Below are 25,746 nucleotides of genomic sequence, written 5' to 3' on the forward strand. Positions count from 1 at the left end.
CGCGCACTGCGCGGCAGATCGACGTCTGCGTGGCGCACTCGCCGAACTGGGCCGGGCGCTATCCGTTTGTGCTGCACAGGCGGATACTGGCGGTATGAAAGAACTCACCCTGCTGACCGCCGTTGCCCGCCTGCGTGCCGGGGGCGTGATCGCGTATCCCACTGAAGCCGTGTGGGGACTGGGCTGCGACCCGGGCCACCAGATGGCTGTGCATGCCCTGCTGAAGCTGAAACAGCGCCCGGTGGAAAAGGGGATGATCCTGGTCGCCGCCGATCTGCATCAACTGCAGGGATGGGCGCGCCTGGATGCGCTTCCCGATGAACGACAGCGCGAAGTCCTGGCCAGCTGGCCGGGCGCGAATACCTGGATACTGCCTGCCGGTCCGCGTGCGCCCAAGTGGGTGACCGGTGATCACAGCGGGTTGGCGGTGCGCATCAGCGCGCATCCGCTGGTTGCCGCATTGTGCCGCGCCTGGGGCGGTCCGCTGGTATCCACCAGCGCCAATCTGGCCGGAGAGCCACCGGCGCGCACCCGCGACGAACTGGATCCGCGCCTGCTGTCGCTGCTGGACGGCGTACTGGACGGGGATACCGGTGGACTGGCGCAGCCCACCCCCATCCGCGATGCATTGAGCGGCAACGTCCTGCGCTCATGATGTGGGCCGACGGCCGCTTCGGTTGACGGCCGACGGCCGCTTCGGTTGACGGCCGACGGCCGCTCCGGTTGACGGCCAGCGGCCGTCACTACTGGCGCCGGGTGCGGTGATACCGCACGATGTGGGCATGCGCCTGCCCCCTGCCCTGTTGTTGTCCCTGCTGCCCCTATGGGCCTTCGCCGTGCCTGTTGCGTCCGCTGAAAACGTGCGGATCTACCGGTGTGTCGGCAGCACGGGCGCGGTGACCCTGCAGGACAGCCCGTGTACCAGCGGTCGGCAGGAAGTCCGGGACATGCAGCGGCCGCAGGATCCGCCTCCCCGTCGCGCCAGTACGGCCGACGTCGCCACGCCGGCGGCACCGTCCACCCAGGCGCCGCGGGAGATCCGCCATGTCTACATCCAGCCGCCACAGCCCATGTACGAATGCGTGACTGAAGAAGGCCGGCGCTACATCAGCGACAACAACGAAGGCAATCCACGCTGGGTGCCGCTGTGGACCACCGGCTGGATCCCGGGCGGCGGCGGTCACCGCCCCTGGCAGGGCGGTCCCGGCCTGCCCCCCGTACGTGCGGAAGGACAGGGAATCGCCGGTGGTCATTACCCGCCGTCCCACGGCATCGGTCACAGCGTCAGTTTCCCTGCCGGCAACATCCTCGTGCGTGACACCTGCAACGCGCTGCCACCACGCGAGGTCTGTTCCCGCCTGCGCGACCAGCGCTGGGACCTGGATCGTCGCTATAACAGCGCCCTGCAGAGCGAGCGCCAGGACATCAGCCGCGAGCAGCGCGGCATCGACGCACGTCTGGACCAGGATTGCGGTCGCTACTGAGCCACGCCGCTACAATCAGCGGATGAAACTCCTGATGTCCGTAGTGCTGTTGATGGCGCTGTCGCTCACCGCGTCGGCCGACGATGCCGTGGTGTTCCGCTGCACGGACGCCGAGGGCGCAGTGAACGTGCAGGACACCCCCTGCCCCGCTGGCACCGCGCAGATCATCCAGCGTCGTGGGGCATCGGCCACGTCCACCGCCAGCACCGCGCTGGGCGACCCGGCGCCCGTGGCGGCCGGCGTGCTCGACAGCGACCTGCTGCCCACCCTGCAGGCCGCCCCCGCGACAGGCAATGGCAACGACGCCATCCTGGACAGCGATGTGTTCCGCGCGCGCGCAGCGGCGGCAGCGGCCAACACCGACCAACCGCCGAAACCCCCGTTGCCGGAGATCTACCAGTGCGTGGGCAAGGACGGCAACCAGTACCTGCATGAGATTGAACCTGCGCCTCCGCGCTGCGCGCCGCTGGCACTGACGGGTCTGGGCGGCAGCCTCGCGCCGGGCAATGCCGAGAGCTGCGAGGTGCAGCGGGATACCTGCACCGCCTTGGTCGAAGACCAGCGCTGTGGCGCGTGGCAACAGCGCCTGCGCGACGCGCGCGGTCGCGAGCGCTTCGTCCTGGCCGAAGGACAAACCGCCGCCACCGCCGAACGCGAACGGCTGCAGGCTGTACTTGAAGCCAGCGATTGCGCGGTGCCCTGAGATCAGGGATCGACCCTCCCGGGTCGGCGACGCCACTGCCCCGCGATGATGCCGCTCAGAACCCGTAACGCAGGAACCCGCCGTCGACTGCGATGCATTCGCCGGTGACATAGCTGGCTGCCGGTAGGCACAGGAATCCAACAGCCGACGCCACCTCTTCCGGCTCGCCGATACGCCGCATCGGCGTGCGGTCGATCACCTGCTCGTAGTAATCCGGATCCGCCAGCGCACCCGACGTGCGTCGCGTGCGGATGTACCACGGCGCCACGGCATTCACCCGGATGCCATCTTCGGCCCACTCCACGGCCAGGTTGCGGGTCATCTGGTGCATCGCCGCCTTCGTCATGCCATAGACCGCCCCACTGCGTACATGGGTCAGGCCGGACACGCTTCCCACGTTGACGATGGCCGATGCGGCATGGCGTGCCAGCAGCGGATGCGCGTAGCGCGACAGTTCGAACGCGGAAAAGAGATTGGTCTCGAAGATGTTGCGCCACTCGTCTTCGGTGTAGTCGATCGCTGGACGGGTGATGTTGCCGCCTGCGTTGTTGACCAGGATATGCAACCCGTCTGCATGATCCTCCACCCAGTCGAGGATCTCGCGTCGGTCTTCGTCATCGGATACGTCTGCAGCGAGCGCATGGATCGCCTGCGCGGGATATTCATCGGCCAGGTCGTCGCGCGCGCTTTCCAGCATGTCGAGATCGCGCCCCACGATCATCACGTCGGCACCAAAGCCGAGCAGTTCGCGGGCGATCGCCAGCCCGATGCCGGCACTTGCACCGGTGATGAGTGCGGTCTGTCCATCCAGCCGCCAACGCTGCGCAGTCACGTCTGTATCTCCTGCCGAGCCATGCCCGTGTAACGATGACGCAAGCATAGCGCCGCTGCCCCCGTCACGGCAGTCGGCCCTCCGCGTGGCACACTCCGCACTTCACCGTCCGGGAGATCCGTGCATGCCTGTCTTGAAGATCACCGCCGCTGCCATGGCGATGTTGATGCTCGCCGCCTGCCAACGGCCGCCGGTACCAGCGCAGGACAAACCGCCGGAACCGAAAGCACTCACACGCAGCGTGCAGGCCCCGTTGGAGAAGGCGCGCGGCGTGCAGCAGACAGTGGATGACGCAGAAAAAGAACGGCGCGCCCAGGAAGAGCGCGCCGAACAATGATCAGACGGTAGAGCCGACTTCAGTCGGCTGGTGTGTCGCGGGCGATGAGGAAAGCCGACTGAAGTCGGCTCTACCTGGTCGGCTGGTGTACCGCGAGCGGTGAGGGAAGCCGACTGAAGTCGGCTCTACCCCCCATCGGCGCTACCCCCGCCGGGTGTCTCAGAAGCCGCAGAAGCAGTACGCCAGCGCCTTCACCGGGGTGCCCTTGCCCTGCTCGCGCGCGGCGTCTTCGACGAAGCGCAGCTGGGTATTCACTTCCGGCATCGTGCGCGCCAGCACCATCCGGCCCACGCCGGATTCGGCCAGCATCCAGCCACCGGCATGGGTGCCGGCGAAGCTACTGACGAACTGCGCAAACGGCGTGGCCGCCTTTTCGATGTAACGCACGCGGTACTTGTCGTCGGCGCCGAGCTTGGCCCGGCCCGCCGCATCGGCCACTGCATCCTTCAAGCCACCAAACGCGTCGACCAGACCGCGTTCCTTGGCCTGCGCGCCGGACCAGACGCGGCCACGCGCCACTTCGTCCACGGCTTCCACCGGCTTCTTGCGCGCATCGGCCACACGACCGGTGAAGTCGGCATATCCCTTGTTGATCACCGACTGGATCACCTGGCCCACGGCCGGATCCAGCGGCTTGGTCATGTCGAACGCGCCGGCGAAGCGGGTCGTACCCACGCCATCGGTGTGCACGCCGATCTTGTCCAGCGCGCGGGCCACGTTCGGCACCATGCCGAAGATGCCGATCGAGCCGGTGATGGTCGATGCATCGGCATAGATGCGGTCAGCGTTCATGCTGATCCAGTAACCGCCCGATGCCGCCAGGTCGCCCATCGACACCACCACCGGCTTGCCGGCAGCCTGCAGTGCGACGACTTCGCGACGGATCTGCTCGGACGCGAACACTTCGCCGCCCGGCGAATCCACGCGCAGCACCACGGCCTTCACGTTGTCGTCGTCGCGCGCTTCGCGCAGCAGCGCGGAGGTCGATTCGCCGCCGATGCGACCGGCCGGCAGATCGCCGCCGCTGATCTCACCGGCCGCGACCACCACCGCTACCTGCGGACGCGAATCCACCGGGCTGCGGCGTGCGTCCAGCTGGCCCAGATAGGCGCCCAGGTTGACGTTGCGGAAGCCGCCGTCTGCATCGCCGTCGGCAACGCCGCGCTCGATCATCAGGTCTTCGAACTCTTCGCGGGTCTTCAGCGCGGTGACCAGCTTCTGCTGGAGCGCGAACTTGGCGAGATCACCACCGGCGGCGGCGACGCCTTCCGGCAACGTATCGATGCCAGCGGCCAGCTGCGCCGGATCCAGGCGACGGGCCTTGGCGATATCGCCGAGGTAGCGCTGCCACACATCGTTCATCCAGTACAGGTCGGCTTCCTTGGCCTGCGGGGATGCGGCGTCGAGCACGTAGGGCTCCGCGGCGGACTTGTACTCGCCAACCTTGAACAGGTGCACATCCACGCCCAGCTTGTCCTGCAGGCCGGTGCGGAAGTACTGGCGATAGCGACCCAGGCCTTCCAGCAGCACCGCGCCCATCGGATCCAGGTACACCTCGTCGGCCTGCGCGGCCAGCAGGTACTGCGACTGGCCCATGCTCTCGCTGTAAGCGACGATCTGCTTGCCCGACGCGCGCAGCTGCTGCAGCGAGGCGGCCACTTCACGCAGCGACGCGAAGCCGGACGGCTGCAGCTTGTCCAGCTCCAGCACGACACGCTCGATCTTTTTGTCGTCGCGTGCCGCGTCGATCGCGCGGATCAGGTCGCGCAGCTGGATTTCCTCGGCATTGGTATCGCCCATCGCCTTGGCGAAGGCACGACTGACCGGGTCGGTACTGAACTGCTCCACCAGCCGGCCTTCCGGCGCGATGACCAGCGTGGTGCGGTCCTGCAGCGACTTGCTGGCGCCTGCCCCCATGCCGGCGGCCACGACCAGCGCGACCAGAATGAAGAACAACAGGCCGAAGAACAGCACGTTGAGGATCAGCCGGCGGGTGAAGTTCATCACGTCCCACAGCCCGACGAAGAACGCGGCGATAGGATTGCGACGCGCCGGGGGCAGCGGTGGCACGGTTTGGTTCATGGGGTGCTCCGGTTGGCATCTTGCCGAGGAATTTGCGGGATCAGCATAACGGGTGTGGTTGTCCGCAGCATCGGACACAAGTAAGGGGGTCTGCGTGAGGAACGTGGGCGCAGCGAGCGTTCAGGCCGGCAGCGACTGCCCCACCCGGGCGCCACTGCGGTGCAGGCGCCACCCCATCAGGATGGCCGCCGCCGTCAGCCCGACAATCAGGCCGATCCACATGCCCTGCGGGCCCATGCCCAGCCACAACCCAAGCCCGGCGCCGAGCGGCATGCCCAGGCCCCAGTACGCGAACATGGCAATGAACATCGGCACGCGCGTGTCTTTCAAGCCACGCAGCGCACCGGCGGACATCACCTGGATGCCATCCGGGAACTGGAAGGCCGCGGCGTACAGCAGCAACGTCGACGCCAGCCCGGCGACGGCAAGGTCATTGGTGTACACACCGACGATGGCGTCATGGCCAAGCAACAGGGCCAACGCGGACACGGTCTGCGTGCCCAGGATGATCGCGTAGCCCGCCCAGGCCGCGCGGCGCACACCGTGGCCATCACCGCGCCCGACCGAATGGCCGACACGTACGGTGGTGGCTTCGGCCACGCCCATCGGAATCATGAAGCACAGCTGGGCCACGTTGATGGCGATCTGGTGCGCTGCCGCTTCGTTGGCGCCGAGTCGTCCGATCAGCAGCGCGGTGACGATGAACAGTCCACCCTCCATCAGCACGGTGATACCGATCGGCAGGCCGGTACGCAGCAGCTCCCAGATGGCGCGCCAGCGTGGGCCCTCGAAATGGCTGAAAAGCTGCAGGTGCTCGAAGCGCTTGGTCTTCCACAGGTAGGTGCCGAAGCAGAGCGCCTGCAGCCACATCATCACCGCCGAGGCGATGCCCAGCCCTTCCGCGCCCAGCTCCGGGAAGCCCAGCTTGCCGTTGGCCAGCACATAGCCCATCGGGGCCAGCACCAGCAGCCCGCCGAAGCCGATCAGCATGGTCGGCAGCGTCCAATGCATGCCCTCGCTGAGATAGCGCATGCAGAAGTACAGCGTCAGGGCCGGGCCACCCCAGCGCACCGCGTGCAGGAACGCGGTGGCCCCTGGCACGATCTCCGGCGCGATGCCGAATGCCGGCAGCAGCGGTGGCACCAGGCTGAGGAACGTGAACATGATCAGTCCCAGCCCGAGCGCCAGCCACAGGGCCTGGCGGAACAGCGGGCCGATCTCACGCTCGCGGCCGGCCCCGTGCAGCTGGGAAACCGACGCGGTGAGCGAGATCAGGGTTCCGATCGGGATCAGCATCGGCAGCCACAGCAGGGCCGTGCCGATCGTGACCGCAGCGAGCGTATGGGTGCCATGGTGGCCGGCGATCACGTTGTCGACGAACGAGATCAATCCGGTGGACACGTGGCCGAGGACAAGCGGCAGCGCGAGGATGCCGGTGGCGCGCACTTCCTGGCTGAAGCGCGGGGCGGGGGATGCGATGGACATGGATGCGGCGGAGGTCGCCAACTGCGGCTGCGCGCGAAGGGCACAGGCACCGGGTTGCGGGGCGCCATCTTACCTGTTCTTCAGCGAGCTGGAGCCAGCCGGCTGAAGCCGGCTCTACCAGAAAACGGACAGACCGCTTACGCCGACCCACCGGTAGCGCAGCGGCCGCGCGATGAAGGCGCTGCTTACCGGCCTACCTGGCGGGTCAGCCAGGCGTCGCGCTGTGCGGGTGCGACCGCCAGGACTTCGCTGCGCACGGCGTCGCGCTGTTGTGGCGGCGTGCGCTGTGCCACCAGCGTCAACTGCGACACCTGGGCGGGAGTCAGCTGCTGCAGCATGGCCAGCGTCGCGTCGCGCTGGTCTTCCGGCACATACCCGAACATGCCCTGCAGCCGACCGAAGTGCTCACCGAGCAAGGGGCCAAGCCGCCACCCATCGCGGAAGGCCTGGTCCTGTGCAGTGAAGCTGTCCCGCAGAGCCTGCTGGCGCGCCGGCGGCAACGCCGAGAACTGGCCGGCCGCCTGCCGTACGCGTTGCCGTTCCGATTCGCTCATTGATCGCCACGCGGCATAGTCGCTGCGACGTTGACGCTTCTGCTCGGGGCTGAGCTGATCCCAAGCCGGGAGCGCGGGCGCGGGCGTGACCGGGACGCCGGCGGGGCCGCTCGATGACGAAAGCGGCAGCACATTGCGGTCCGGCGCGGCCTGCGCTGCGGTCGACATCATCATCCCAACCAGCAGCAGCCTCCCGACCGACTTATTCATCGGCCGCGGCCGTTTCAAGCCCAGCAGCCACCGGCTCCGGACGGGTCGGTTTTGCCTGCGACTCGTCCACCGGCAGCGGGCCACCCGCGGCTGACCAGGCATGCAGGTCCGCGTCGGCAAGCAGCGGGAAATCGGGGTCGGCCAGCATCGCGGCATCTTCGGTGGCCATCGGGTCGGTGCCGGCAGGAGCCACCTTGGGCGCATCCGTGTCCAGCGCCTCCACCTTCACCGGCCCGGCGTCGCCCACGGCACCCTCCGGCACGATCGCGGGGGCGTCCGGGGTACGGCCCTGCCACGCGCGCCAGCCGAGTCCGGCCACCAGCAGCACCAGTACAGTGGCCAGCAGGATCGCCGGGCCACGCCAGCGGCGCTGCTGTGAGGGCCGACGACGCGGCGGCACCGGCGTGCTGCGCTGCTCGTTGGCCGGCGCGCGCCAGCTCTTCGACGATGCCTCCTTCTTGCCCGCCGCCACCGGTTGCTGCAGCTCTTTCAGGCGCTGCGCTGGCAACTCCCGGATGCGCTGCTGCACCTCTTCGGCCAGGACCCGCCAGCCGTGGGCGTCGGGCTGCCCACCCGCGTCGCGGGGACAGGCGGCGGCAAGCGCTTCCTGATAACCATCCACGTCGGTGTCCAACAGCCGTGCGGCGGTATCTTCATCCAGGCCTGCGCCGATGCGCAGCAGCAGTGCCAAGCGGACCAGCGGGTCGAGTTCACCCAGATGTGCCACCCCGCCGTCCCAGCGGCCGGTGGGCGTGTCACGCAGGGCCTGGCGGGCCGCCAGCAGCGCCCAGAAGCGCGGCGGCCACTGTGCCATGGGCAGGTCGCTGGCCACGGCGGCGAAGGCCCGCATGACCGCTACCAAGGCCTGCTCGGCCCGCGCGGGGTCGCCGGTCTGCAGCTCAGCGACGACCAGCGCCCGGCGCTCGACGCCTCGAAGGAATGCCGACAGTGCACCGGCCGCAGTGGGGGAAACAGGGGCGGACGCAGCCGTCATCGGGTACTCCAAGAATTCACGCGGAATGATAACGGGTCGTCACTGGTGCCGCCGAGGGCTTGCGCGTTTGCGGGGATCGTGCTGCAGGTTGTGCACAGCGTCATGGACCGTCATGTTCGCTGATGCCAAAACGCAGCCCGGCTCATGTTTCCACGGCATTTCACATTCATCACGTTGATTTTAAAGACAAATATTGTGTGGCTATTTTTTGACCAAGAGAACAATGCGGCTGTCGGCATCGGGACTTGGCGCGTTACACCGCCGCTAACACACAGACTTATCCACAGAAGATGTGGATAACCCTGAATATCCAATGGAGTCTTATATTTAGCTCGTGTTTAGGCTGTCTTCACTGAAGTGTGAGAGCGCTGAACCCGGGTCGCGAGTCGGCTGAACGGGCCGCTACACTGAGTGCATGGTCGCTCTGTCACCCACCCTGCGCGTTGCCCTCCCCGTCCCGCTGCCGCAGTTGTTCGACTATCTGCCGCCCGATGGCGCGGCCGCGGGCGACGTCGTGGGTTGCCGCATAAAGGTGCCGTTCGGACCCCGCGAACTGGTGGGGGTCGTGGCCGGACACGGTACGGCCGAGGAGGGCGCCTCCCTGCGTCAGGCCATCGCGTGGCTGGACCCGCAGCCGGTGCTGCAGGGCGAGCTGTGGCCGAGCCTGCAATGGCTTGCCCGCTACACCCATGCCCCATTGGGCGAGGTGCTGTCGATGGCCCTGCCCGGGCCGCTGCGCCACGGCGAGCCGATGCCGGACACCCATCACTGGGGCTGGCAGCTCACGCAGGCCGGGCGCGATCAGCGTGATGGTCTGCGCGCAGGCAGCCGGCCGCGGCAGCTGGCCGAACTGCTGGCCGACGCGGTCGTTGACGAGGACGTGATCGCTGCGCGGATGGAGGACTGGCGCCCCGCCGCACGCAGTCTGGGCAAGCGCGGCCTGGCCGAACGTGTCGCGCTGAGCGTGGCGCCGATGCAGGCCAGCCCGCTGGGCGGCCCGACGCTGAATCCGGATCAAGCGGCGGCCGTTGAGGCCATCACCACCTCAACGGGATTCGTGCCTTTCCTGTTGGACGGGGTGACCGGCAGCGGCAAGACCGAGGTCTACCTGCAGGCCATCATCCAGTGTCTGGCACAGGGTCGGCAGGCGCTGGTGCTGGTGCCGGAGATCGGCCTCACCCCACAGACCCTTGCGCGCTTCCGCGGTCGCCTCGGCATCGCGGTGCACGCATATCACTCGGGGTTGAACGACAACGAGCGCGCGCGCGTCTGGGCGGCCGCAGCGCGCGGCGAAGCACGGGTGATCGTCGGCACGCGCTCGGCGATCTTCATGCCGTTGCCCGAGGCGGGGTTGCTGATCGTCGACGAAGAACATGACAACAGCTACAAGCAGCAGGACGGCATCCGCTACCACGCGCGTGATTTCGCCCTGGTCCGCGGCAAGGCGCTGGCCGTACCGGTCGTGCTGGGCAGCGCGACCCCGGCCCTGGAATCCCTGCACAATGCACACGCTGGCCGCTTCACGCATCTTCGGCTGAAGCAGCGCGCCGGCGAGGCGCGGCCGCCGCGCGTGCGCATCCTGGATGTGCGCAAGCGCCCGCTGCGCGATGGCCTGTCGCCGCAGGTGCTGGAGGGCATCGCCGAACACCTGCGCAACGGCCAGCAGGTGCTGGTGTTCAAGAACCGCCGTGGCTACGCGCCGGTGCTGCTGTGCCACGACTGCGGGTGGACCGCACCCTGCCAGCGCTGCGATGCGCCCATGACCGTGCACGGTGCCGGCCGCCGCCTGCAATGCCATCACTGCGGTGCCCGCCAAGCGGCGCCGCTGGCCTGCCCCGCCTGCGCCAGCCTGGCCCTCCAGCCACAGGGCATCGGTACCGAACGACTGGAAGAGCATTTGCTGCAGGCGTTCCCGGACGTGCCGGTGCTGCGCATTGATCGCAGCACCACCTCGCGCCGCGACGCGCTGGAGCAGCAACTGGCCACGCTGGGCGACCAGCCCGGCATCCTGGTCGGCACGCAGATCCTGGCCAAGGGCCACGACCTGCCCAAGCTGACCCTGGTGGTGGTGGTCGGCATCGATGAAGGCCTGTTTTCGTCGGACTTCCGCGCCAACGAGAAGCTGGCCCAGCAGTTGATCCAGGTGGCAGGTCGCGCCGGCCGCGCGCGCGATCCCGGTGAAGTCTGGCTGCAGACCCACCATCCCGGCCATCCGCTGCTGGAAACCCTGGTGAACGGCGGCTACCACCCGTTCGCGGCGGCCGAACTGACCCAGCGCCACGCGGCGGGCTTTCCCCCGTTTGCCCATCTCGCCCTGCTACGGGCCGAAGCCCAGCAGGTCGAGCAGGCCAACGCGTTCCTGCTGGCTGCACGCGGCCTGCTGGGCGAGCAACCGCACCTGGAAGCATTCGGCCCGATGCCCGCGCCCATGCCCCGGCGTGCGGGATACCAACGCACGCAATTGCTGCTGTCCAGCGCGCAGCGGCCACTGCTGCACGCCGTACTGGACCACGTCGCCCCGTTGCTGCACGGCCTGCCGGAAGCACGCAAAGTGCGCTGGTCGCTGGATGTGGATCCGATGGACCTGTACTGAGCGCGTCAGGGAACGGGGCGGACTGGTATCGCCCACTGGCTTCGCCGACCGGTTTCGCCCGCTGGTTTCGCCGACCGGTCCCGCCGCAGCCGACCGGTAGAGCCGACTTCAGTCGGCTGCGTTTCGCGAGATCTACCGCAGCCGACTGAAGTCGGCTCTACCGGTGCCGCCCCCCCGACGCACTGCGGCGCGCGGCCGTCTCAGCTCATGCCGGTCATCACACCGCGCTGGTAGGCAGGGCGCTCGCGCAACCGCGCGTACCACTCCGCAAGGTGCGGCAGGTCGGGGCGCTGGATCGGCATCTCAAACCACGCATACACCAGCGACCCCAGCGGAATGTCACCCATCGCGAAGTGGTCGCCGGACAGCCAGGGCTGCTTGGCAAGCTCCGCATCGGCCATCGCCAGCAGATCGCCCGCCTTCACCAGTGCCGCGTTGATGCGCGCTTCGTCGCGGTCTGCCGGCGCGGTGCGCATCACCCCCCATATCAGCTCGCTGTACAGCGGCGCCATGCGGGAAGTGCTCCAGTCCATCCATTTCTCGCTCTGCGCCCGCACGATCGGCGATTCGTCGTACAAGCTGCCCAACGCATAACGCGCCGACAGATAGCGCACGATCGCATTGGATTCCCATAGCGGCAGGCCGTGGTCTTCAATCACCGGCACCAGTCCGTTGGGATTCATCGCCTGGTACTCCACTGCTTGCGTACCGCCGAAACTGCCGCCTACTTCGATGGACTCGTAGGTCAGGCCGATCTCTTCGGCACACCACAGCACCTTGCGCACATTGCTCGAATTGCGACGGCCCCAGATCTTAAGCATGTTGGTTCTCTTGCGGGCAAACGGGCGCCCGGCAGGCGCGGGACCGCTACGATACGCCCATCACGCGACATCTGGCTTGCCGCTTTTTGCTGCCTGCTTCCTCGCCTGTTTGGCGACGGGTTTCGGCGCTTGTCCTGCGGCAGGTTTTGCAGCCGGCTTTTTCGCCAGCGCGCGTACGAAAGACGATTTGCCTTCCTTCTTCATGTCGAACAGGCCGATCGCCGCCAGCAGGTCACTGAGCTTGCCGTAGCCATAATTCCGCGGATCAAACGACGCTTGGTTGCCGATCTGGCTACCGACCGGCCCCAGGTGCGACCAGCCGTCCTCACCCTCCGCCGATGCCACCGCGCGGCGCAGCAGGTTCACCAGTTTGGTATCGCTGCGCATCTCCGCGCCGGTCTTTCGGGGGCGTGCCTCGCTGCTCGTTTCACCTGCGGACACCGCACCCGTTTCGATCTCCGGCGCGCTGACATGCGCCTGGCCCAGCGCTTCGACATAGGTGAACTTGGAACACGCGTTGACGAAGGGCTCCGGCGTCTTCTTTTCACCGAAGCCGTACACCTTCACCCCATCGGTCAGCAGGCGCATCACCAGCGGGGTGAAGTCGGCATCGCTGGAGACGATCGCGAAGCCATCCAGGTTGCCGGCGTACAGCAGGTCCATCGCATCGATCACCATCGCCATGTCGGACGCGTTCTTGCCGCGGCTGTAGGCGAACTGCTGGATGGGGCGGATCGCGTACTCGTGCAGCACCGCTTCCCAGCTTTTCAGGTTCGGGCTCTTCCAGTTGCCGTAGGCACGGCGCACGTTCGCCACGCCGTGGCGGGCGACCTCGGCCAGGACTTCCTCGATCTTCGCGGCAGGCGCGTTGTCGGCGTCGATCAACAGGGCAATGCGCTTTTCAGACTCTGACATACCGACTCCAGGCTGACGATGGGCAGAGGACAGTATGTTCCAGCCCGGCGTACCCCGCCGTGACATGCGATCATCCCCACGCCCCCCTACTGGAGCCACGCGATGTCCCGCGAGCGCACCCCCCACCTGGTCATCGTCGGCGGCGGTTTCGCCGGCCTCTGGGCGACCCGCGCCCTGGCCAGCGAGCGCATCCGCATCACCCTGATCGACCGCCGCAACCATCATCTGTTCCAGCCCTTGCTGTACCAGGTCGCGACGGCAGGCCTTTCCGCACCGGATATCGCCGCACCGCTGCGGCATATCCTCGGCCAACAGCGCAACGTGGAAGTCCGCCTGGGCGAAGTCAGCCGCATCGACAAGGTGACGCGCAGCGTGCATCTGGCCGATGGCACCTCGATGACGTACGACTCCCTGCTGCTGGCCAGCGGCGCCACGCATGCCTATTTCGGCCATGACGAATGGGCCAAGGATGCGCCCGGCCTGAAGACGCTGGATGACGCGATTGCCTTGCGACGCAAGCTGCTGTTGGCCTTCGAGCGTGCCGAGGCCGAGCCGGATCCGGAAAAGAAGGCGGCGTGGCTCAGCTTCGCCGTAGTCGGCGGTGGCCCGACCGGCGTGGAACTGGCCGGCACGCTGGCCGAAATTGCCCGGCATACCCTGCGCAACGAGTTCCGCCACATCGACCCGGCGTCGGCCAAGGTGCGCCTGGTGGAAGCCGGACCGCGCGTGCTGTCCACGTTCCCGGACGTGCTCTCGCTGAAGGCACGTCGGCAGCTGGAAAAACTGGGCGTGGAAGTACTGACCGGCACCCCGGTGACGTCGATCGACAGCCTCGGTTTCCAGCTGGGCGATCAGTTCGTTCCCGCACGCACGGTGGTGTGGGCGGCTGGCGTCGCCGCATCGCCGTTGGGCGCCACGCTGGACGTGCCGCTCGACCGCGCTGGCCGCGTGCAGGTGCAGCCCGACCTGACCCTGCCCGGCCACCCGGAAGTGTTCGTGGCCGGCGACCTGGCTGCGCTGACCCAGGCCGATGGCCGACCGGTGCCAGGCGTCGCACCGGCGGCCAAGCAGATGGGCAAACACGTAGCGGACACCGTTCGTGCGCGCCTGCACGGCAAGCCGGAGCCGGGCGCTTTCACATACGCCGACTACGGCAACCTGGCCACCATCGGCCGCATGGCCGCGATCGTGCACCTGGGCAAGCTGCAGCTCTCCGGCGTGCTGGCGTGGTGGTTCTGGCTGGCCGCCCACGTGTTCTTCCTGATCGGCTTCCGCAACCGCATGGTGGTGTTGTTGAACTGGGCCGTGGCGTACTGGAGCTACCAGCGCAGCGCACGGATCATCTTCGGTGACGTGAAGCCGCCGAAGGATCCGCCACCTTCGGTGTAGCGGCGCGACCGCTGCGCTGACGGGTGGGATTCACGGGTGGGGTCTGCGGATGGGCCCACGGGTTGCGGCCACGGATGGGCCTACGGGTGGGGCTTACGGATCGGGTCTACGGATCGGATCTACGGATGGGGCCGACAGATGGGGCCTACCGGTAGAGCCGACTTCAGTCGGCTTGCGCGGTGGTGCGGTAAGAGCAGCCGACTGAAGTCGGCTCTACCAAGCGGCTCTACCAAGCGGCTCTATCGGTCGTGCGTCATTGGCCGATGGCGCCGCTGAGCCATGCGAGCTTCTTCGCGCGCGGCAGCTGCTTCAGTTGCCACTCGGCGCGCGAGGCTTCCGCGCGGTCTGGATACTGGCGTACGGCCAGGATCTGCAGGGGTGGGCGCGCGCGGGTGTAACGCGCCCCCTTGCCGGCCTGGTGGGCGGCGAAGCGTGCCTGTACGTCGGTGCTGATCCCCGCGTAATAGCTGCCATCCCGGCATTCAAGCAGGTACAGAAACCACGGGGCAGTCAGGCAGGGCATGCGGCGATTATCGCCCAACGGCGGCCAGCAGCTACACTACGCGCCGGATGCAGGAGAGTGGTGCCACGCTGGCACCCGCCGAAGGCGCAGGCTCCCATGATCGCTCAGGCCGGTGGGATGGCATCCCACCAACCATGTATCCGATTCGCCGAGCTGGAGAGAGGTCCGCAAGGATCCGCCGAAGGGGCACGCGGTTTCATCCGCTGAACTCTCAGGCAAAAGGACAGCGGGAGCGGCACCGGTCACCTTGATTCATTGATGCGCGCGCATCGGTGCGTGCCTTGCGTGGCCGTCCGTCAGCCGACTCACGTCGGTTCTACCGTCAGCGGCGTCCCACCGCATCCGGAGCCTGCCCATGCTGTTGTCCATCATCTACCTGATCGCTATTTCCGCCGAAGCCATGACCGGCGCCCTGTCCGCAGGACGCCGCCGCATGGATCTTTTCGGCGTGGTCATGATCGCCTGTGTCACCGCGTTGGGCGGGGGCTCACTGCGCGACATCATCCTCGGCCATTACCCCTTGGCCTGGGTGAAGCACCCGGAGTACCTCGGATTCACCGTCTGCGCTGCGTTGATCGCCACCTGGGTGGCGCGCTGGATGCACCACTTCCGCCGCACGTTCCTGGTGCTGGATGGTCTGGGGCTGATCGCCTTCACCCTGATCGGCTGCGCGATCGCCCGCGAGACCGGACACGCCACACCGATCGTGCTGATCGCCGGGATGCTGACCGGTGCGTTCGGCGGCGTGCTGCGCGACATCCTGTGCAACGAGGTGCCGCTGATCTTCCAGAAAGAGCTCTACGCGATCATCTCGTTGCTCACCGGTGCTGCGTACCTGCTGCTGTTGCGCTGGAACGTGGCCGACAACATCGCCATCCTGTGCTGCCTGGGCGGGGGGTTCGCGTTACGCCTGCTGGCGATCCACTACCGCTGGGAAATGCCGAAGTTCGTGTACCACGACGAAGTGCACTGAAAAACCGGTAGTGACGGCCGCTGGCCGTCAGTTCGATTGACGGCCAGCGGCCGTCACTACCGAAGTTCTGCTGACGGGCGTCACGCGCCGGCATGCCACCCCCATGACCTTGGTCATGCGGAAATCTGCCGTGCGATTGGCTACCATGGCGGCCCCGTCGCTGCGTGCGGCGGCATCCAGCCACGCTGCCTCTGCGGCCCCGCCAGACAACCCTTCCCCCCGTTGCCAGGCGATGCAGTCGTGTCCCTGGCGCAGTACTACCCTGCGCCAGCGCAGGGTGCAGGATGCCCCATGTCCGTTGCCGAACCGTCGCGCCTTCGCCGTAACCGCATGCTGCTGCTGGCAGCTTCCCTCGTCGCGCTTGTTGCACTGATCGCATGGTGGGCGTGGCCGCACGCTGCTCCGGCAACCGATGAAGGCGGCCGCAAGCCGACTCCGGTGCGCGTGGCGCGCGCCAGCGCCGAACCGCTGCAGTTGCGGCTGAAAGCCATCGGCACCGTGACCCCGTTGCACAGCGTGGTGGTGCGCAGCCGCGTCGATGGTGAACTGCTGAAGCTGCATGTCGACGAAGGCCAGGACGTCCGTGCAGGCGAGCTGATCGCGCAGATCGATCCGCGCCCGTACGAGGTGCGTCTCGCCCAGGCACAGGGCACCCAGCAGCAGAACCTGGCCGAACTGGAAAATGCAGAGCGCCAGCTGCAGCGGTTCCGCGAGCTGCAGGCAAAGAACTATGTGTCCGGGCAGGAACTCAGTGACCAGCAGAGCAAGGTCCGGCAGCTGCAGGGGCGACGCTTGAGCGACCAGGCCACGGTGGACGAAGCCCGCCTGCAGTTGCGGTACACCCGTATCACCGCACCGGTGAGCGGTCGGCTCGGCCTGCGACGGGTGGACGTAGGCAACCTGATCCGCAGCAGCGATGCCGATGGCCTGGTCACGCTGGCGCAGACCGCGCCGATCAGCGTGCTGTTCACCGTACCCGAACCGGAACTTCCGGCGCTGCTGGATGCCGTGCGCGCCACGCCGGCGTTGGCGGTGCAGGCCTGGGACCGCGAAGAGCGCGCCGCGCTGGGCGACGGTGTGCTGTCCAGCGTGGACAACGTGATCGACACGGCCACCGGCACCTTGAAGCTGCGCGCGCAGTTCGACAACGCCGATGACGCGCTGTTCCCCAACCAGTTCGTGAACATCCGCCTGCAGCTCGGTGCGCACGATGCCGTGGTGATTCCCGATGCCGCCGTGCAGTTCGGCAGCAAAGGCAACTACGTGCATGTGATCGACCAGGATGACAAGGCGCAACGCCGTGATGTGGTGCTGGGACCGGCCGATGGCAGCCGCGTCTCGGTGCGCAGCGGGCTCAAGGCCGGCGAAAAGGTGGTGGTGGAAGGCATCGACGGTCTGGAAGACGGCAGCGCCGTGCGCATCATCAGCGAGGACGCTGCGCAGGACGGCGCATGAATCTGTCGCGGCCTTTCATCCTGCGCCCGGTCGCCACCACCCTGTTGATGGTGGCGCTGCTGCTGGCCGGCGTGCTGTCGTATCGGCTGCTGCCGGTGGCGGCGCTGCCGCAGGTCGATTACCCGATCATCCAGGTCACCACGCTGTATCCCGGTGCCAGCCCCGAGCTGACCACGCGGATGGTCACTGCCCCCTTGGAGAAGCAGCTGGGCCAGATCCCGGGACTGAAGCAGATGTCCTCCACCAGTTCCGGTGGCGCTTCGGTGGTGACGCTGCAGTTCGGGCTGGAGGTGTCGCTGGGCGTGGCCGAACAGGACGTGCAGGCGGCGATCAACACCGCCGGCAGTTTCCTGCCCGACGACCTGCCGGTGCCGCCGGTCTACCGCAAGGTCAATCCGGCCGACACCCCGATCCTTACCCTGGCGGTGACCTCGCAGGGCATGGCCCTGCCGCAGGTGCACGACCTGGTCGATACGCGCGTGGCGCAGCGTTTGTCACAGTTGCCGGGCGTCGGCCTGGTCAGCTTGGCCGGCGGCCAACGCCCTGCCGTACGCATCCAGGTCAACCCTGCCGCATTGGCCGCCAACGGCTTGGGCATGGACCATGTCCGCACGGCGATTGCCGCCGCCAACGTCAACTTGCCCAAGGGCAGTTTCGACGGGCCGATCCGCGCGGTGATGCTCGATGCGAACGACCAGATGCGCAGCGTCGCGGAGTACCGCGCGCTGGTACTGAAGTGGCGCGACGGCGCGCCCCTGCGGCTGGGCGACGTGGCCAGCATCAGCGACGGTGCCGAGAACCGGCAGTTGGCAGCGTGGTCCGGCACCACGCCTGCGGTGCTCGTGAACATCCAGCGCCAGCCGGGGGCCAATGTCATCGCGGTGGTGGAGCACGTGCGCGAGCTGCTGCCGCAGTTGCAGGCGGCGCTACCCAAGGGCGTGGAACTGCAGGTACTCAGTGATCGCACCGAGTCCATCCGCGCGTCGGTCCGCGGCGTACAGAAGGAGCTGGTGCTCGCCATCGGCTTGGTGGTGTTGGTGACCTTCGTGTTCCTGCGCAGTGCCTCGGCCACGCTGATTCCCAGTGTCGCGGTGCCACTGTCGCTGGTGGGGACGTTCGCGGTGATGCTGCTGGCCGGCTTTTCGCTCAACAACCTCACTCTGATGGCACTCACCATTGCCACGGGTTTCGTGGTCGACGATGCCATCGTGATGCTGGAAAACATCGCGCGGCACGTGGAAGAAGGCGAGACGCCGATGACCGCAGCGCTCAAAGGCGCCAGCGAGATCGGCTTCACTCTGGTATCGCTGACGGTATCGTTGATCGCCGTGTTGATCCCGCTGCTGTTCATGGCCGATCTGGTGGGCGCGCTGTTCCATGAGTTCGCCATCACCCTGGCCGTGGCCATCGGCATCTCGCTGCTGGTCTCGCTGACCCTGACGCCGATGCTGTGCGCACGCTTCCTGCGCCCCGGCGCGAACAAGCACGAAGGGGTCAGCGGCCAGCGCGGCGACATGTTCGACCGTGTCATCGCCGCTTACGACCGCCAGCTGCACTGGGTGCTGCAGCGCCAACCGTTGATGCTGATCGCCACTGCGGCGACGTTGCTGCTGACCGTGGCGCTGTACTTCGCTGTCCCCAAGGGCTTCTTCCCGGTGCAGGACGCCGGGCTGGTGCAGGGCATCAGCGAAGCGCCGCAGGCGATTTCGTTCCAGGCGATGCGCCAGCGCCAGCTGGCCCTTGCCGCGGCCATCGAGCAGGACCCGGCGGTGGCCAGCCTGTCGTCGTACATCGGTGTGGATGGCAACAACGCGGCCCTCAATACGGGCCGCCTGCTGATCGAGCTCAAGCCGCACGGCCAACGCGGCGAGGGACGCGGCGACGTCGCTTCGGTGATGGCCCGCCTGCAGCAGCGCGTGGCCGACATCCCCGGCATCAGGTTGTATCTGCAGCCCGTGCAGGAACTCGGCCTGGAAGACCGCATCAGCCGCAGCCAGTACCAGTTCACCCTGACCAGCCCGGACACCGATGCACTGCAGGACTGGACGCCGCGGCTGCTGCAGGCGTTGCAACGTTCGCCGGTGCTGCGCGATGTGGCCAGCGACCTGCAGATGCAGGGCCGCCAGGCGCGCGTGGTGATCGATCGCGATGCAGCGGCCCGGCTGGGCGTGTCCGTGGAAGCGGTAGCCGATGCGCTGTACGACGCCTACGGGCAACGGCAGATCTCCACCATCTTCACCCAGGCCAGCCAGTACCGCGTGGTGCTGGAGGCGGATCCTGCGCACCAGCCCGGACCGGATGCGATCGCCGGCCTGCGCGTGCGCAATGCCCAGGACCAGACCGTGCCGCTGGGCGCGGTGGCGCGCATCGAACAAGGCCCTGCGCCCCTGCTGCGCAACCATGTCGGCCAGTTCCCGGCCGCCACGTTGTCGTTCAACCTCGCGCCCGGTGCATCGCTGGGCGCCGCCGTCGCCGCGGTCGAGGCCGCGCGGGCGGATATCGCGCTGCCGGCCAGCATCGAGCTGCGCCTGCAGGGCGCGGCTGCGGCCTTCAACGGATCGCTGTCCAGCACGCTGTGGCTGATCCTGGCGGCCGTGGTGGTGATGTACATCGTGCTGGGCGTGCTCTATGAGAGCTTCATCCATCCCATCACCATCCTGTCCACGCTGCCCTCGGCCACGGTGGGTGCGTTGGCCGCGCTGTGGATCAGCGGGCGCAGCCTGGACCTGATCGCGGTGATCGGCATCGTGCTGCTGATCGGGCTGGTGAAAAAGAACGCGATCATGATGATCGACTTCGCGCTGGATGCGCAGCGCACCCGGGGAATGGCGCCGCGCGAGGCGATCCACCAGGCGGCGCTGCTGCGCTTCCGGCCGATCCTGATGACCACGTTGGCGGCCCTGTTCGGGGCGATACCGCTGATGCTGGCCAGCGGCTCGGGCGCCGAACTGCGCCAGCCGCTTGGCTGGGTGATGGTGGGTGGATTGCTGGTCAGCCAGGTACTGACCTTGTTCACCACGCCGGTGATCTATCTCGCCTTCGACCGCCTGCAGCGCCGTCGCGTGGCCGCTCCGATCCCGGCCGACGGCGGGGCCAAGGCGTGAACCCGGGCGCGCGCATTGCCCAGGCCTGCGTGCAGCGGCCGGTCGCCACCACGTTGCTCGCCGTCGCCCTCGTGCTGGCCGGCCTGATGGCGCTGCGCCTGCTGCCCGTGGCACCGCTGCCGCAGGTCGATTATCCGGCCATCGAGATCAGCGCCAGCCTGCCCGGCGCCTCGCCCGAATCGATGGCGGCCACGGTGGCCACGCCCTTGGAGCGCGCACTCGGCAGCATTCCCGGTATCACGAACCTCGAATCATCCAGTTCGCAGGGGCAGACGGAGATCGAGCTGGAGTTCGTGCTCGACCGCAACATCGATGAAGCGGCGCGCGAAGTGCAGGCCGCCATCAATGCGGCACGCGGCCAGCTGCCCAGTGGCATGCCCGGCATGCCGGAGTACCGCAAGGTCAATCCATCGCAGGCACCGATCCTGGCCCTGGCGCTGACATCGGACGTACTGTCGCCGGGCCAGCTGTATGACATCGGCTCCACCGTCCTGGCGCAGAAGCTGTCACAGGTACCCGGCGTGGGCGGGGTGCAGGTCGGCGGCAGCGCATTGCCCGCCGTGCGGGTATCGCTGGACCCGAACGCGTTGAACCACGCCGGGCTGGCCCTGGATGACGTATCGCAGGCCATCGCGCGTGCGAACGCATTGCGGCCGCTGGGGGCAGTGGGCAACGCGCAGCAGCAGTGGCAGCTGGAGGCACCGCTGCAACTGCGCGAAGCGGCGCAGTACCGCGAACTCGCCCTTGCCATCAAGGACGGTCGCCCCTTGCGGCTGGGTGACGTGGCACAAGTCGCGGACGGCGTAGAGGATCGCTACGCCAGTGGTTTCCACAACGAACGTCCCGCCGTGCTGTTGATCATCAGCCGCCAGCCCGGCGCGAACATCATCGCCACCGTGGACGCCATCCAGCAGCAACTGCCCCAGCTGCATGCGCTGCTGCCGGCGAACGTCGACATGCAGTTGGTGATGGATCGCTCGCCGGTCATCCGCGCCACCCTGCACGAGGCCGAGCTGACCCTGCTGCTGGCGATCGTGCTGGTGGTGCTGGTGGTGCTCGGCTTCCTCGGTCACTGGCGTGCCGCACTGGTGCCCAGCGTGGCCATCCCGGTCGTGTTGTTCGGCACGCTGGCCCTGATCGCGCTGCTGGGCTTTTCGCTCAACACGCTCTCGCTGATGGCACTGATCGTTGCCGCCGTGCTGGTGGTGGACGACGCCATCGTGGTGCTGGAGAACATCGCACGCCATCGCGAGCTGGGTGCCGATCGGTGGCAGGCGGCGATACGCGGTGCGGGTGAAGTGTCCGCAACGCTGGTGTCGATGAACCTCGCGCTGGCAGTGGTTTTCGTCTCCATCCTGTTCATGGATGACTTCGTTGAACGGTTGTTCCGCGAGTTCTCGCTGACCCTGGTGGCCGCGATGGCGGTATCGGTCGTGGTGGCACTGAGCCTGGTGCCGATGCTGTGCGCGCATCTGTTCACCGATGCACAGCGCACGCCATCGCGATGGCAGCGTGGCAGCAACGCGTTGTTCGAGCGGGTGCGCGCGGGTTACCTGCGCACGCTGGACAAGGGCCTGCAGCGGCTCCGCTGGCCGCTGTTGGCCTTCGTCGCCGTGATCGCGCTCAATGCCTGGTTGCTGCAGAAGGTACCCAAGGGCATGGTGCCGCAGCAGGATACCGCGCAGCTGCGTGGCTTCGCGCGTGGCGATGACGGCCTGTCATTCCAGGCAATGCAGCCCAAGATCAGTGCCTACCGCCAGCTGCTGCTGGATGACCCGGCGATCGAGGACATCATCGGATACATCGGCGGCGGCATGGGGGTCAACAATGCCTTCATCATGATCAAGATGAAGCCACTGGCCGAACGCAAGATATCCAGCCAGCAGGTGATCGAGCGCCTCCGCGCGAACCTGCCACCGCTGCCTGGCGGCAACCTGTACATGTGGGTGGACCAGGACATCCGCCTGGAAGGCGCCGGCGACAGCGGCAAGCAGGAACTGCAGTTGCTGGCCGCCGACCTCGCGCCGTTGCGTGAGTGGGCGCCGAAGGTAAGCGCCGCGCTGAAGTCCTTGCCGGAACTGGTGGATGTGGAAGCGCAGGGCGAGGCCGGCATGCGCCAAGTGGTGCTGGACATCGACCGCGAAGCCGCCGCGCGCCATGGCGTGGACCTGCGCACGATCGCCACCGTGCTCAACAACTCCTTCAGCCAACGCCAGGTCGCCACGCTGTACGACACCCTCAACCAGTACCGCGTGGTGATGGAACTGGACCCGCGGCATACCCAGGACCCGACCACGCTGCAGCAGTTGCAGGTGGTCGGCGCGGAAGGCCAGCGCATCCCGTTGTCCAGTGTGGCCACGTGGCGCTATGGCATGGCGTCGGACCGTGTCTCCCACAGCCAGCAGTTCGCCTCCATCTGGATCGAGTTCGCGCTGGCACCTGGGGTGGGTCTGGAGCAGGCGGTCACCGCCATCAACGGCGCCATGGCCACGCTGATGCTGCCCGCCACCGTGCAGGCGAAGCTGTCCGGTGAAGCGGCCGGCCTGGAGCAGATGCGGCAACGGCAGCTGTGGCTGCTGCTGGGCGCCACATTGGCGGTGTACCTGGTGCTGGGCGTGTTGTATGAAAGTTTCCTGCAGCCGCTGGTGATCCTGTCCACGCTGCCGTCGGCCGGCGTCGGCGCCCTGCTCGCCCTGCTGCTGTTCGACAACGAACTCAACCTGATCTCGCTGTTGGGGCTGTTCCTGCTGGTCGGCGTGGTGATGAAGAACACCATCCTGCTGGTCGACTTCGCCCTGGCCGCCGAGCGGCGCGGTCTCAGCGCGCACGATGCGGTGATGGAGGCGGCACGGCTGCGCCTGCGACCGATCCTGATGACGTCCATCGCCGCGCTGCTGGGCACCCTGCCGCTGATGCTCGGCGGCGGCGAAGGCTGGGAGCTGCGCCGCCCGCTGGGCATCGCCATCGTCGGCGGGCTGCTGGTCAGCCAGCTGCTGACCCTGTACACCACCCCGGCGATATATCTCGCGCTGGCAAAACTGCAGCGGCCCCGGTAGAGCCGACTTCAGTCGGCTGCCCCCGCACTCGCGACCCGCACGCAGCCGACTGAAGTCGGCTCTACCAGCGAGGCTCTACCAGGCGGCTTTACCCCACACGCCAGATCGCGAACACCACCTCGTCCACCACCCCGGCGATGAACCTGGAACGGGTTCAATGCATCCCGTCCCAGGCGCATCGCCGATGCGGCCGCGATGGCTGCCAACTCCGCCAGCCACCGCTGAAGACGGCGCGCCCCCGCAGGCAGCAACCGTCTTCCACACACGTTGCACCGCTCAGGCGGCTTGCGCTTCCACTTCTGCTTCCCGCGCCGCCAAGGCCTCGCGGCGCGCACGCACGGCAGCGGCCAACCGCTCCAGCACCACTTCGGTGGTCGCCCAGTCGATGCAGCCATCCGTGATGCTCTGGCCGTGCACCAGCGGCTGGCCTTCCACCAGCTCCTGCCGACCGCCGACCAGGTTGCTCTCGATCATCACCCCGACGATGCGCTGCTCACCGCCGGCAATCTGCGCGGCGATGTCATCGACTACCTTGGGCTGGTTGTCCGGATTCTTCAGGCTGTTGGCGTGGCTGGCATCGACCATCAGGCGCGTGGACAAATGCGCCTTGGTCAGCACCTGGCAGGCATCGGCGATGCTCGCCGCATCGTAGTTGGGCTGCTTGCCGCCGCGCAGGATCACGTGGCAATCCGGATTGCCCGCCGTGGCGACGATCGCGGTATCGCCCTGCTTGGTCACCGACAGGAAATGATGGGGGTTCATCGCCGCGCCAACGGCATCGGCGGCGATCTTGATGTTGCCGTCGGTCCCGTTCTTGAAGCCGACCGGGCACGACAGGCCGGACGCCAGCTCACGATGCACCTGGCTTTCGGTGGTACGTGCGCCGATCGCCCCCCACGCCACCAGGTCGGCGATGTACTGCGGCGAGATCACATCAAGGAACTCCACGCCGGCCGGCAGCCCCAGCTTGTTGATGTCGCGCAGCAGGCCACGGGCAATACGCAGGCCCTTGTTAATGTTGAAACTGCCGTCGAGGTCTGGATCGTTGATCAGCCCCTTCCAGCCCACCGTGGTACGCGGCTTCTCGAAGTACACACGCATGACGATTTCCAGTTCGCCCGCCAGCGCATCGCGCAACGGCTTGAGCTTCTGCGCGTATTCGATTGCGGCGGCCGGATCGTGGATCGAACACGGCCCCACTACGACGGCAAGACGGTCGTCCGCCCCGTGCAGGATGGCATGCAGCGCGCTGCGCGAGGCACTGACGGTGTCGGATGCTTCATCGTCGCAGGGCAGCAGGGCCAGCAGTTCTGCCGGTGAGGCCAGCGGTTCGATCTTGCGGATGCGGAGGTCGTCGGTATGGGGGGGCATGGCGGGGATCTCGGTAAGCGGGTGGGGTTCCCCAGCGCGGCGACAACAAAAAAGCCGCCAGGTTCGCTGGCGGCTTTCGGGAATGCGTCTGAAGGTTTCTTCAGGGTGAACGCAGTCCTTCCTCCGCCTGGGGCTTCGGAAAGTAATACCAATAAAAGTTGGCGTGGGCTGCGTGCATGGTCAGTATTGTTAGCACAGAAATGCGCCAGTGCAACAGTTTCAATCGCAACATCGACCCGACGTGAATCAGTGGTTCAGCGCCGTCCGGTCGGAGCGGGTGCGACGCAGGTCATCCTGCTTCTCGCGCAGCCGACGCTGCTTTTCGCTGAGCTTTTCCTGATGCTTGCTGATCTTTCCCTCATCGTTCCGTGCCCGTGCGTCGCGCAGGTTCTGCTCCGCACGGCGCACATCCTCCTGCGATCTGCGGACATCTTCCTGCGCACTGCGCACCTTGCGCTCAGCGCGCTCCGCCTGCCCCGCATCGGTGCAATGGGCCTTGGTCTGGGTCAGCGCAGTCTGCAGACCGGCCGCCTGGTGGACATTGCCCTGCTGACGGGCTTCATCCATCTGACGCTGGATCGCGTCGATCTTCATGGCGCAGGTCTGCGTTCCGGCGAAGGCGCTGGATGCGGACAGCAGGGCGAGCGGCAGCAACGCGGTGAGGGTGATCTTCTTCATGGTAGGTGTCTCGGTGGGAAAAGCGTCAGGCGTACGCCCTGGCACCCAGTGAAAACGAGACAGCGCGCATCGGCCATCGGACGTGGCTGTAAGAACGCAGCGAGACAGAGGCACGCATCACTGCAGCCCGGCGTCGCGTTGCCGGAACGGAAAGCCGCCGAGCATGGCTCGGCGCTACCACGGCGAT

The 25,746-nt window shown here is 67.2% G+C and carries 20 protein-coding genes and 2 riboswitches; of the genes, 10 read left to right on the forward strand and 10 right to left on the reverse strand.

The window, feature by feature from the left end:
- Positions 1-94: 94 nt before the first annotated feature.
- From ABRP17_RS06220 to ABRP17_RS06230, 3 genes are all read left to right on the forward strand, one after another.
- Complete coding sequence (locus ABRP17_RS06220; protein WP_188325138.1) at positions 95-655, forward strand: L-threonylcarbamoyladenylate synthase; 561 nt, start codon at positions 95-97, stop codon at positions 653-655.
- 127 nt (positions 656-782) lie between these two features.
- On the forward strand, positions 783-1,484 hold the full coding sequence (locus ABRP17_RS06225) for a DUF4124 domain-containing protein (protein ID WP_349985924.1): 702 nt from the start codon (positions 783-785) through the stop codon (positions 1,482-1,484).
- 34 nt (positions 1,485-1,518) lie between these two features.
- Complete coding sequence (locus ABRP17_RS06230; RefSeq protein WP_349985926.1) at positions 1,519-2,187, forward strand: DUF4124 domain-containing protein; 669 nt, start codon at positions 1,519-1,521, stop codon at positions 2,185-2,187.
- Positions 2,188-2,242: 55 nt separating this feature from the next.
- On the opposite strand, the gene ABRP17_RS06235 is transcribed toward ABRP17_RS06230, so the two are convergent.
- The gene (locus tag ABRP17_RS06235; RefSeq protein ID WP_188325140.1) at positions 2,243-3,019 is read right to left on the reverse strand and encodes an SDR family oxidoreductase; all 777 of its coding nucleotides are present in this window, start codon (positions 3,017-3,019) and stop codon (positions 2,243-2,245) included.
- Positions 3,020-3,143: 124 nt separating this feature from the next.
- Here ABRP17_RS06235 and ABRP17_RS06240 point away from each other — a divergent pair, with 124 nt between their 5' ends.
- The gene (locus ABRP17_RS06240) at positions 3,144-3,356 is read left to right on the forward strand and encodes a hypothetical protein (RefSeq protein WP_188325141.1); all 213 of its coding nucleotides are present in this window, start codon (positions 3,144-3,146) and stop codon (positions 3,354-3,356) included.
- 159 nt (positions 3,357-3,515) lie between these two features.
- Here ABRP17_RS06240 and sppA read toward each other — a convergent pair whose 3' ends face one another.
- From sppA to ABRP17_RS06260, 4 genes are all read right to left on the reverse strand, one after another.
- Complete coding sequence (gene sppA, locus ABRP17_RS06245) at positions 3,516-5,438, reverse strand: signal peptide peptidase SppA (protein ID WP_188325142.1); 1,923 nt, start codon at positions 5,436-5,438, stop codon at positions 3,516-3,518.
- Between the two features lie 120 nt (positions 5,439-5,558).
- Positions 5,559-6,923, reverse strand: a complete 1,365-nt coding sequence (locus ABRP17_RS06250; protein ID WP_349985929.1) for an MATE family efflux transporter — start codon at positions 6,921-6,923, stop codon at positions 5,559-5,561.
- Positions 6,924-7,108: 185 nt separating this feature from the next.
- Positions 7,109-7,687 (reverse strand): DUF3106 domain-containing protein, encoded by a 579-nt coding sequence (locus ABRP17_RS06255; RefSeq protein ID WP_349985931.1) that lies wholly within the window; start codon positions 7,685-7,687, stop codon positions 7,109-7,111.
- Entirely contained in the window at positions 7,680-8,681 is a 1,002-nt protein-coding gene (locus ABRP17_RS06260; protein ID WP_192094260.1) for a hypothetical protein, read from the reverse strand. The genes ABRP17_RS06255 and ABRP17_RS06260 overlap by 8 nt, the downstream gene beginning before the upstream one ends.
- 415 nt (positions 8,682-9,096) lie before the next feature.
- On the opposite strand from ABRP17_RS06260, the gene ABRP17_RS06265 reads away from it, so the two are divergent.
- Entirely contained in the window at positions 9,097-11,274 is a 2,178-nt protein-coding gene (locus tag ABRP17_RS06265; protein WP_349985933.1) for a primosomal protein N', read from the forward strand.
- 200 nt (positions 11,275-11,474) lie between these two features.
- Here the strand turns inward: ABRP17_RS06265 and ABRP17_RS06270 are convergent, their stop codons facing one another.
- Both ABRP17_RS06270 and ABRP17_RS06275 read right to left on the reverse strand, forming a co-directional pair.
- Positions 11,475-12,095 (reverse strand): glutathione S-transferase, encoded by a 621-nt coding sequence (locus tag ABRP17_RS06270; protein WP_349985935.1) that lies wholly within the window; start codon positions 12,093-12,095, stop codon positions 11,475-11,477.
- A gap of 60 nt (positions 12,096-12,155) precedes the next feature.
- Positions 12,156-13,010, reverse strand: a complete 855-nt coding sequence (locus ABRP17_RS06275) for an NYN domain-containing protein (protein WP_188325148.1) — start codon at positions 13,008-13,010, stop codon at positions 12,156-12,158.
- Positions 13,011-13,112: 102 nt separating this feature from the next.
- On the opposite strand from ABRP17_RS06275, the gene ABRP17_RS06280 reads away from it, so the two are divergent.
- Positions 13,113-14,399, forward strand: coding sequence for an NAD(P)/FAD-dependent oxidoreductase (locus tag ABRP17_RS06280; protein WP_349985937.1), 1,287 nt, complete (start codon positions 13,113-13,115; stop codon positions 14,397-14,399).
- 253 nt (positions 14,400-14,652) lie between these two features.
- Here the strand turns inward: ABRP17_RS06280 and ABRP17_RS06285 are convergent, their stop codons facing one another.
- Entirely contained in the window at positions 14,653-14,922 is a 270-nt protein-coding gene (locus ABRP17_RS06285; RefSeq protein WP_349985939.1) for a GIY-YIG nuclease family protein, read from the reverse strand.
- A 40-nt stretch (positions 14,923-14,962) separates the two neighbouring features.
- A riboswitch (glycine riboswitch) is annotated at positions 14,963-15,053 on the forward strand.
- Between the two features lie 12 nt (positions 15,054-15,065).
- Positions 15,066-15,159: riboswitch (glycine riboswitch) on the forward strand.
- A 118-nt stretch (positions 15,160-15,277) separates the two neighbouring features.
- On the opposite strand from ABRP17_RS06285, the gene ABRP17_RS06290 reads away from it, so the two are divergent.
- The 4 genes from ABRP17_RS06290 (at position 15,278) to ABRP17_RS06305 (ending at position 23,510) form a co-directional block, all read left to right on the forward strand.
- Positions 15,278-15,895, forward strand: coding sequence for a trimeric intracellular cation channel family protein (locus tag ABRP17_RS06290; protein ID WP_188325151.1), 618 nt, complete (start codon positions 15,278-15,280; stop codon positions 15,893-15,895).
- 291 nt (positions 15,896-16,186) lie between these two features.
- Complete coding sequence (locus ABRP17_RS06295) at positions 16,187-17,350, forward strand: MdtA/MuxA family multidrug efflux RND transporter periplasmic adaptor subunit (protein WP_349985499.1); 1,164 nt, start codon at positions 16,187-16,189, stop codon at positions 17,348-17,350.
- Complete coding sequence (locus ABRP17_RS06300; RefSeq protein WP_349985498.1) at positions 17,347-20,454, forward strand: multidrug efflux RND transporter permease subunit; 3,108 nt, start codon at positions 17,347-17,349, stop codon at positions 20,452-20,454. Before ABRP17_RS06295 ends, ABRP17_RS06300 begins: the two co-directional genes overlap by 4 nt.
- Entirely contained in the window at positions 20,451-23,510 is a 3,060-nt protein-coding gene (locus tag ABRP17_RS06305; RefSeq protein WP_349985497.1) for an efflux RND transporter permease subunit, read from the forward strand. Before ABRP17_RS06300 ends, ABRP17_RS06305 begins: the two co-directional genes overlap by 4 nt.
- Before the next feature lie 276 nt (positions 23,511-23,786).
- Here the strand turns inward: ABRP17_RS06305 and ABRP17_RS06310 are convergent, their stop codons facing one another.
- Both ABRP17_RS06310 and ABRP17_RS06315 read right to left on the reverse strand, forming a co-directional pair.
- Complete coding sequence (locus tag ABRP17_RS06310) at positions 23,787-24,881, reverse strand: 3-deoxy-7-phosphoheptulonate synthase (protein ID WP_349985496.1); 1,095 nt, start codon at positions 24,879-24,881, stop codon at positions 23,787-23,789.
- Positions 24,882-25,127: 246 nt separating this feature from the next.
- Positions 25,128-25,559: a DUF1090 domain-containing protein gene (locus ABRP17_RS06315; RefSeq protein WP_349985495.1), complete on the reverse strand. Its 432-nt coding sequence runs from the start codon at positions 25,557-25,559 to the stop codon at positions 25,128-25,130.
- Positions 25,560-25,746 lie beyond the last annotated feature (187 nt).

This window comes from Stenotrophomonas sp. WHRI 8082 (assembly GCF_040223995.2).
GTDB lineage: Bacteria > Pseudomonadota > Gammaproteobacteria > Xanthomonadales > Xanthomonadaceae > Stenotrophomonas.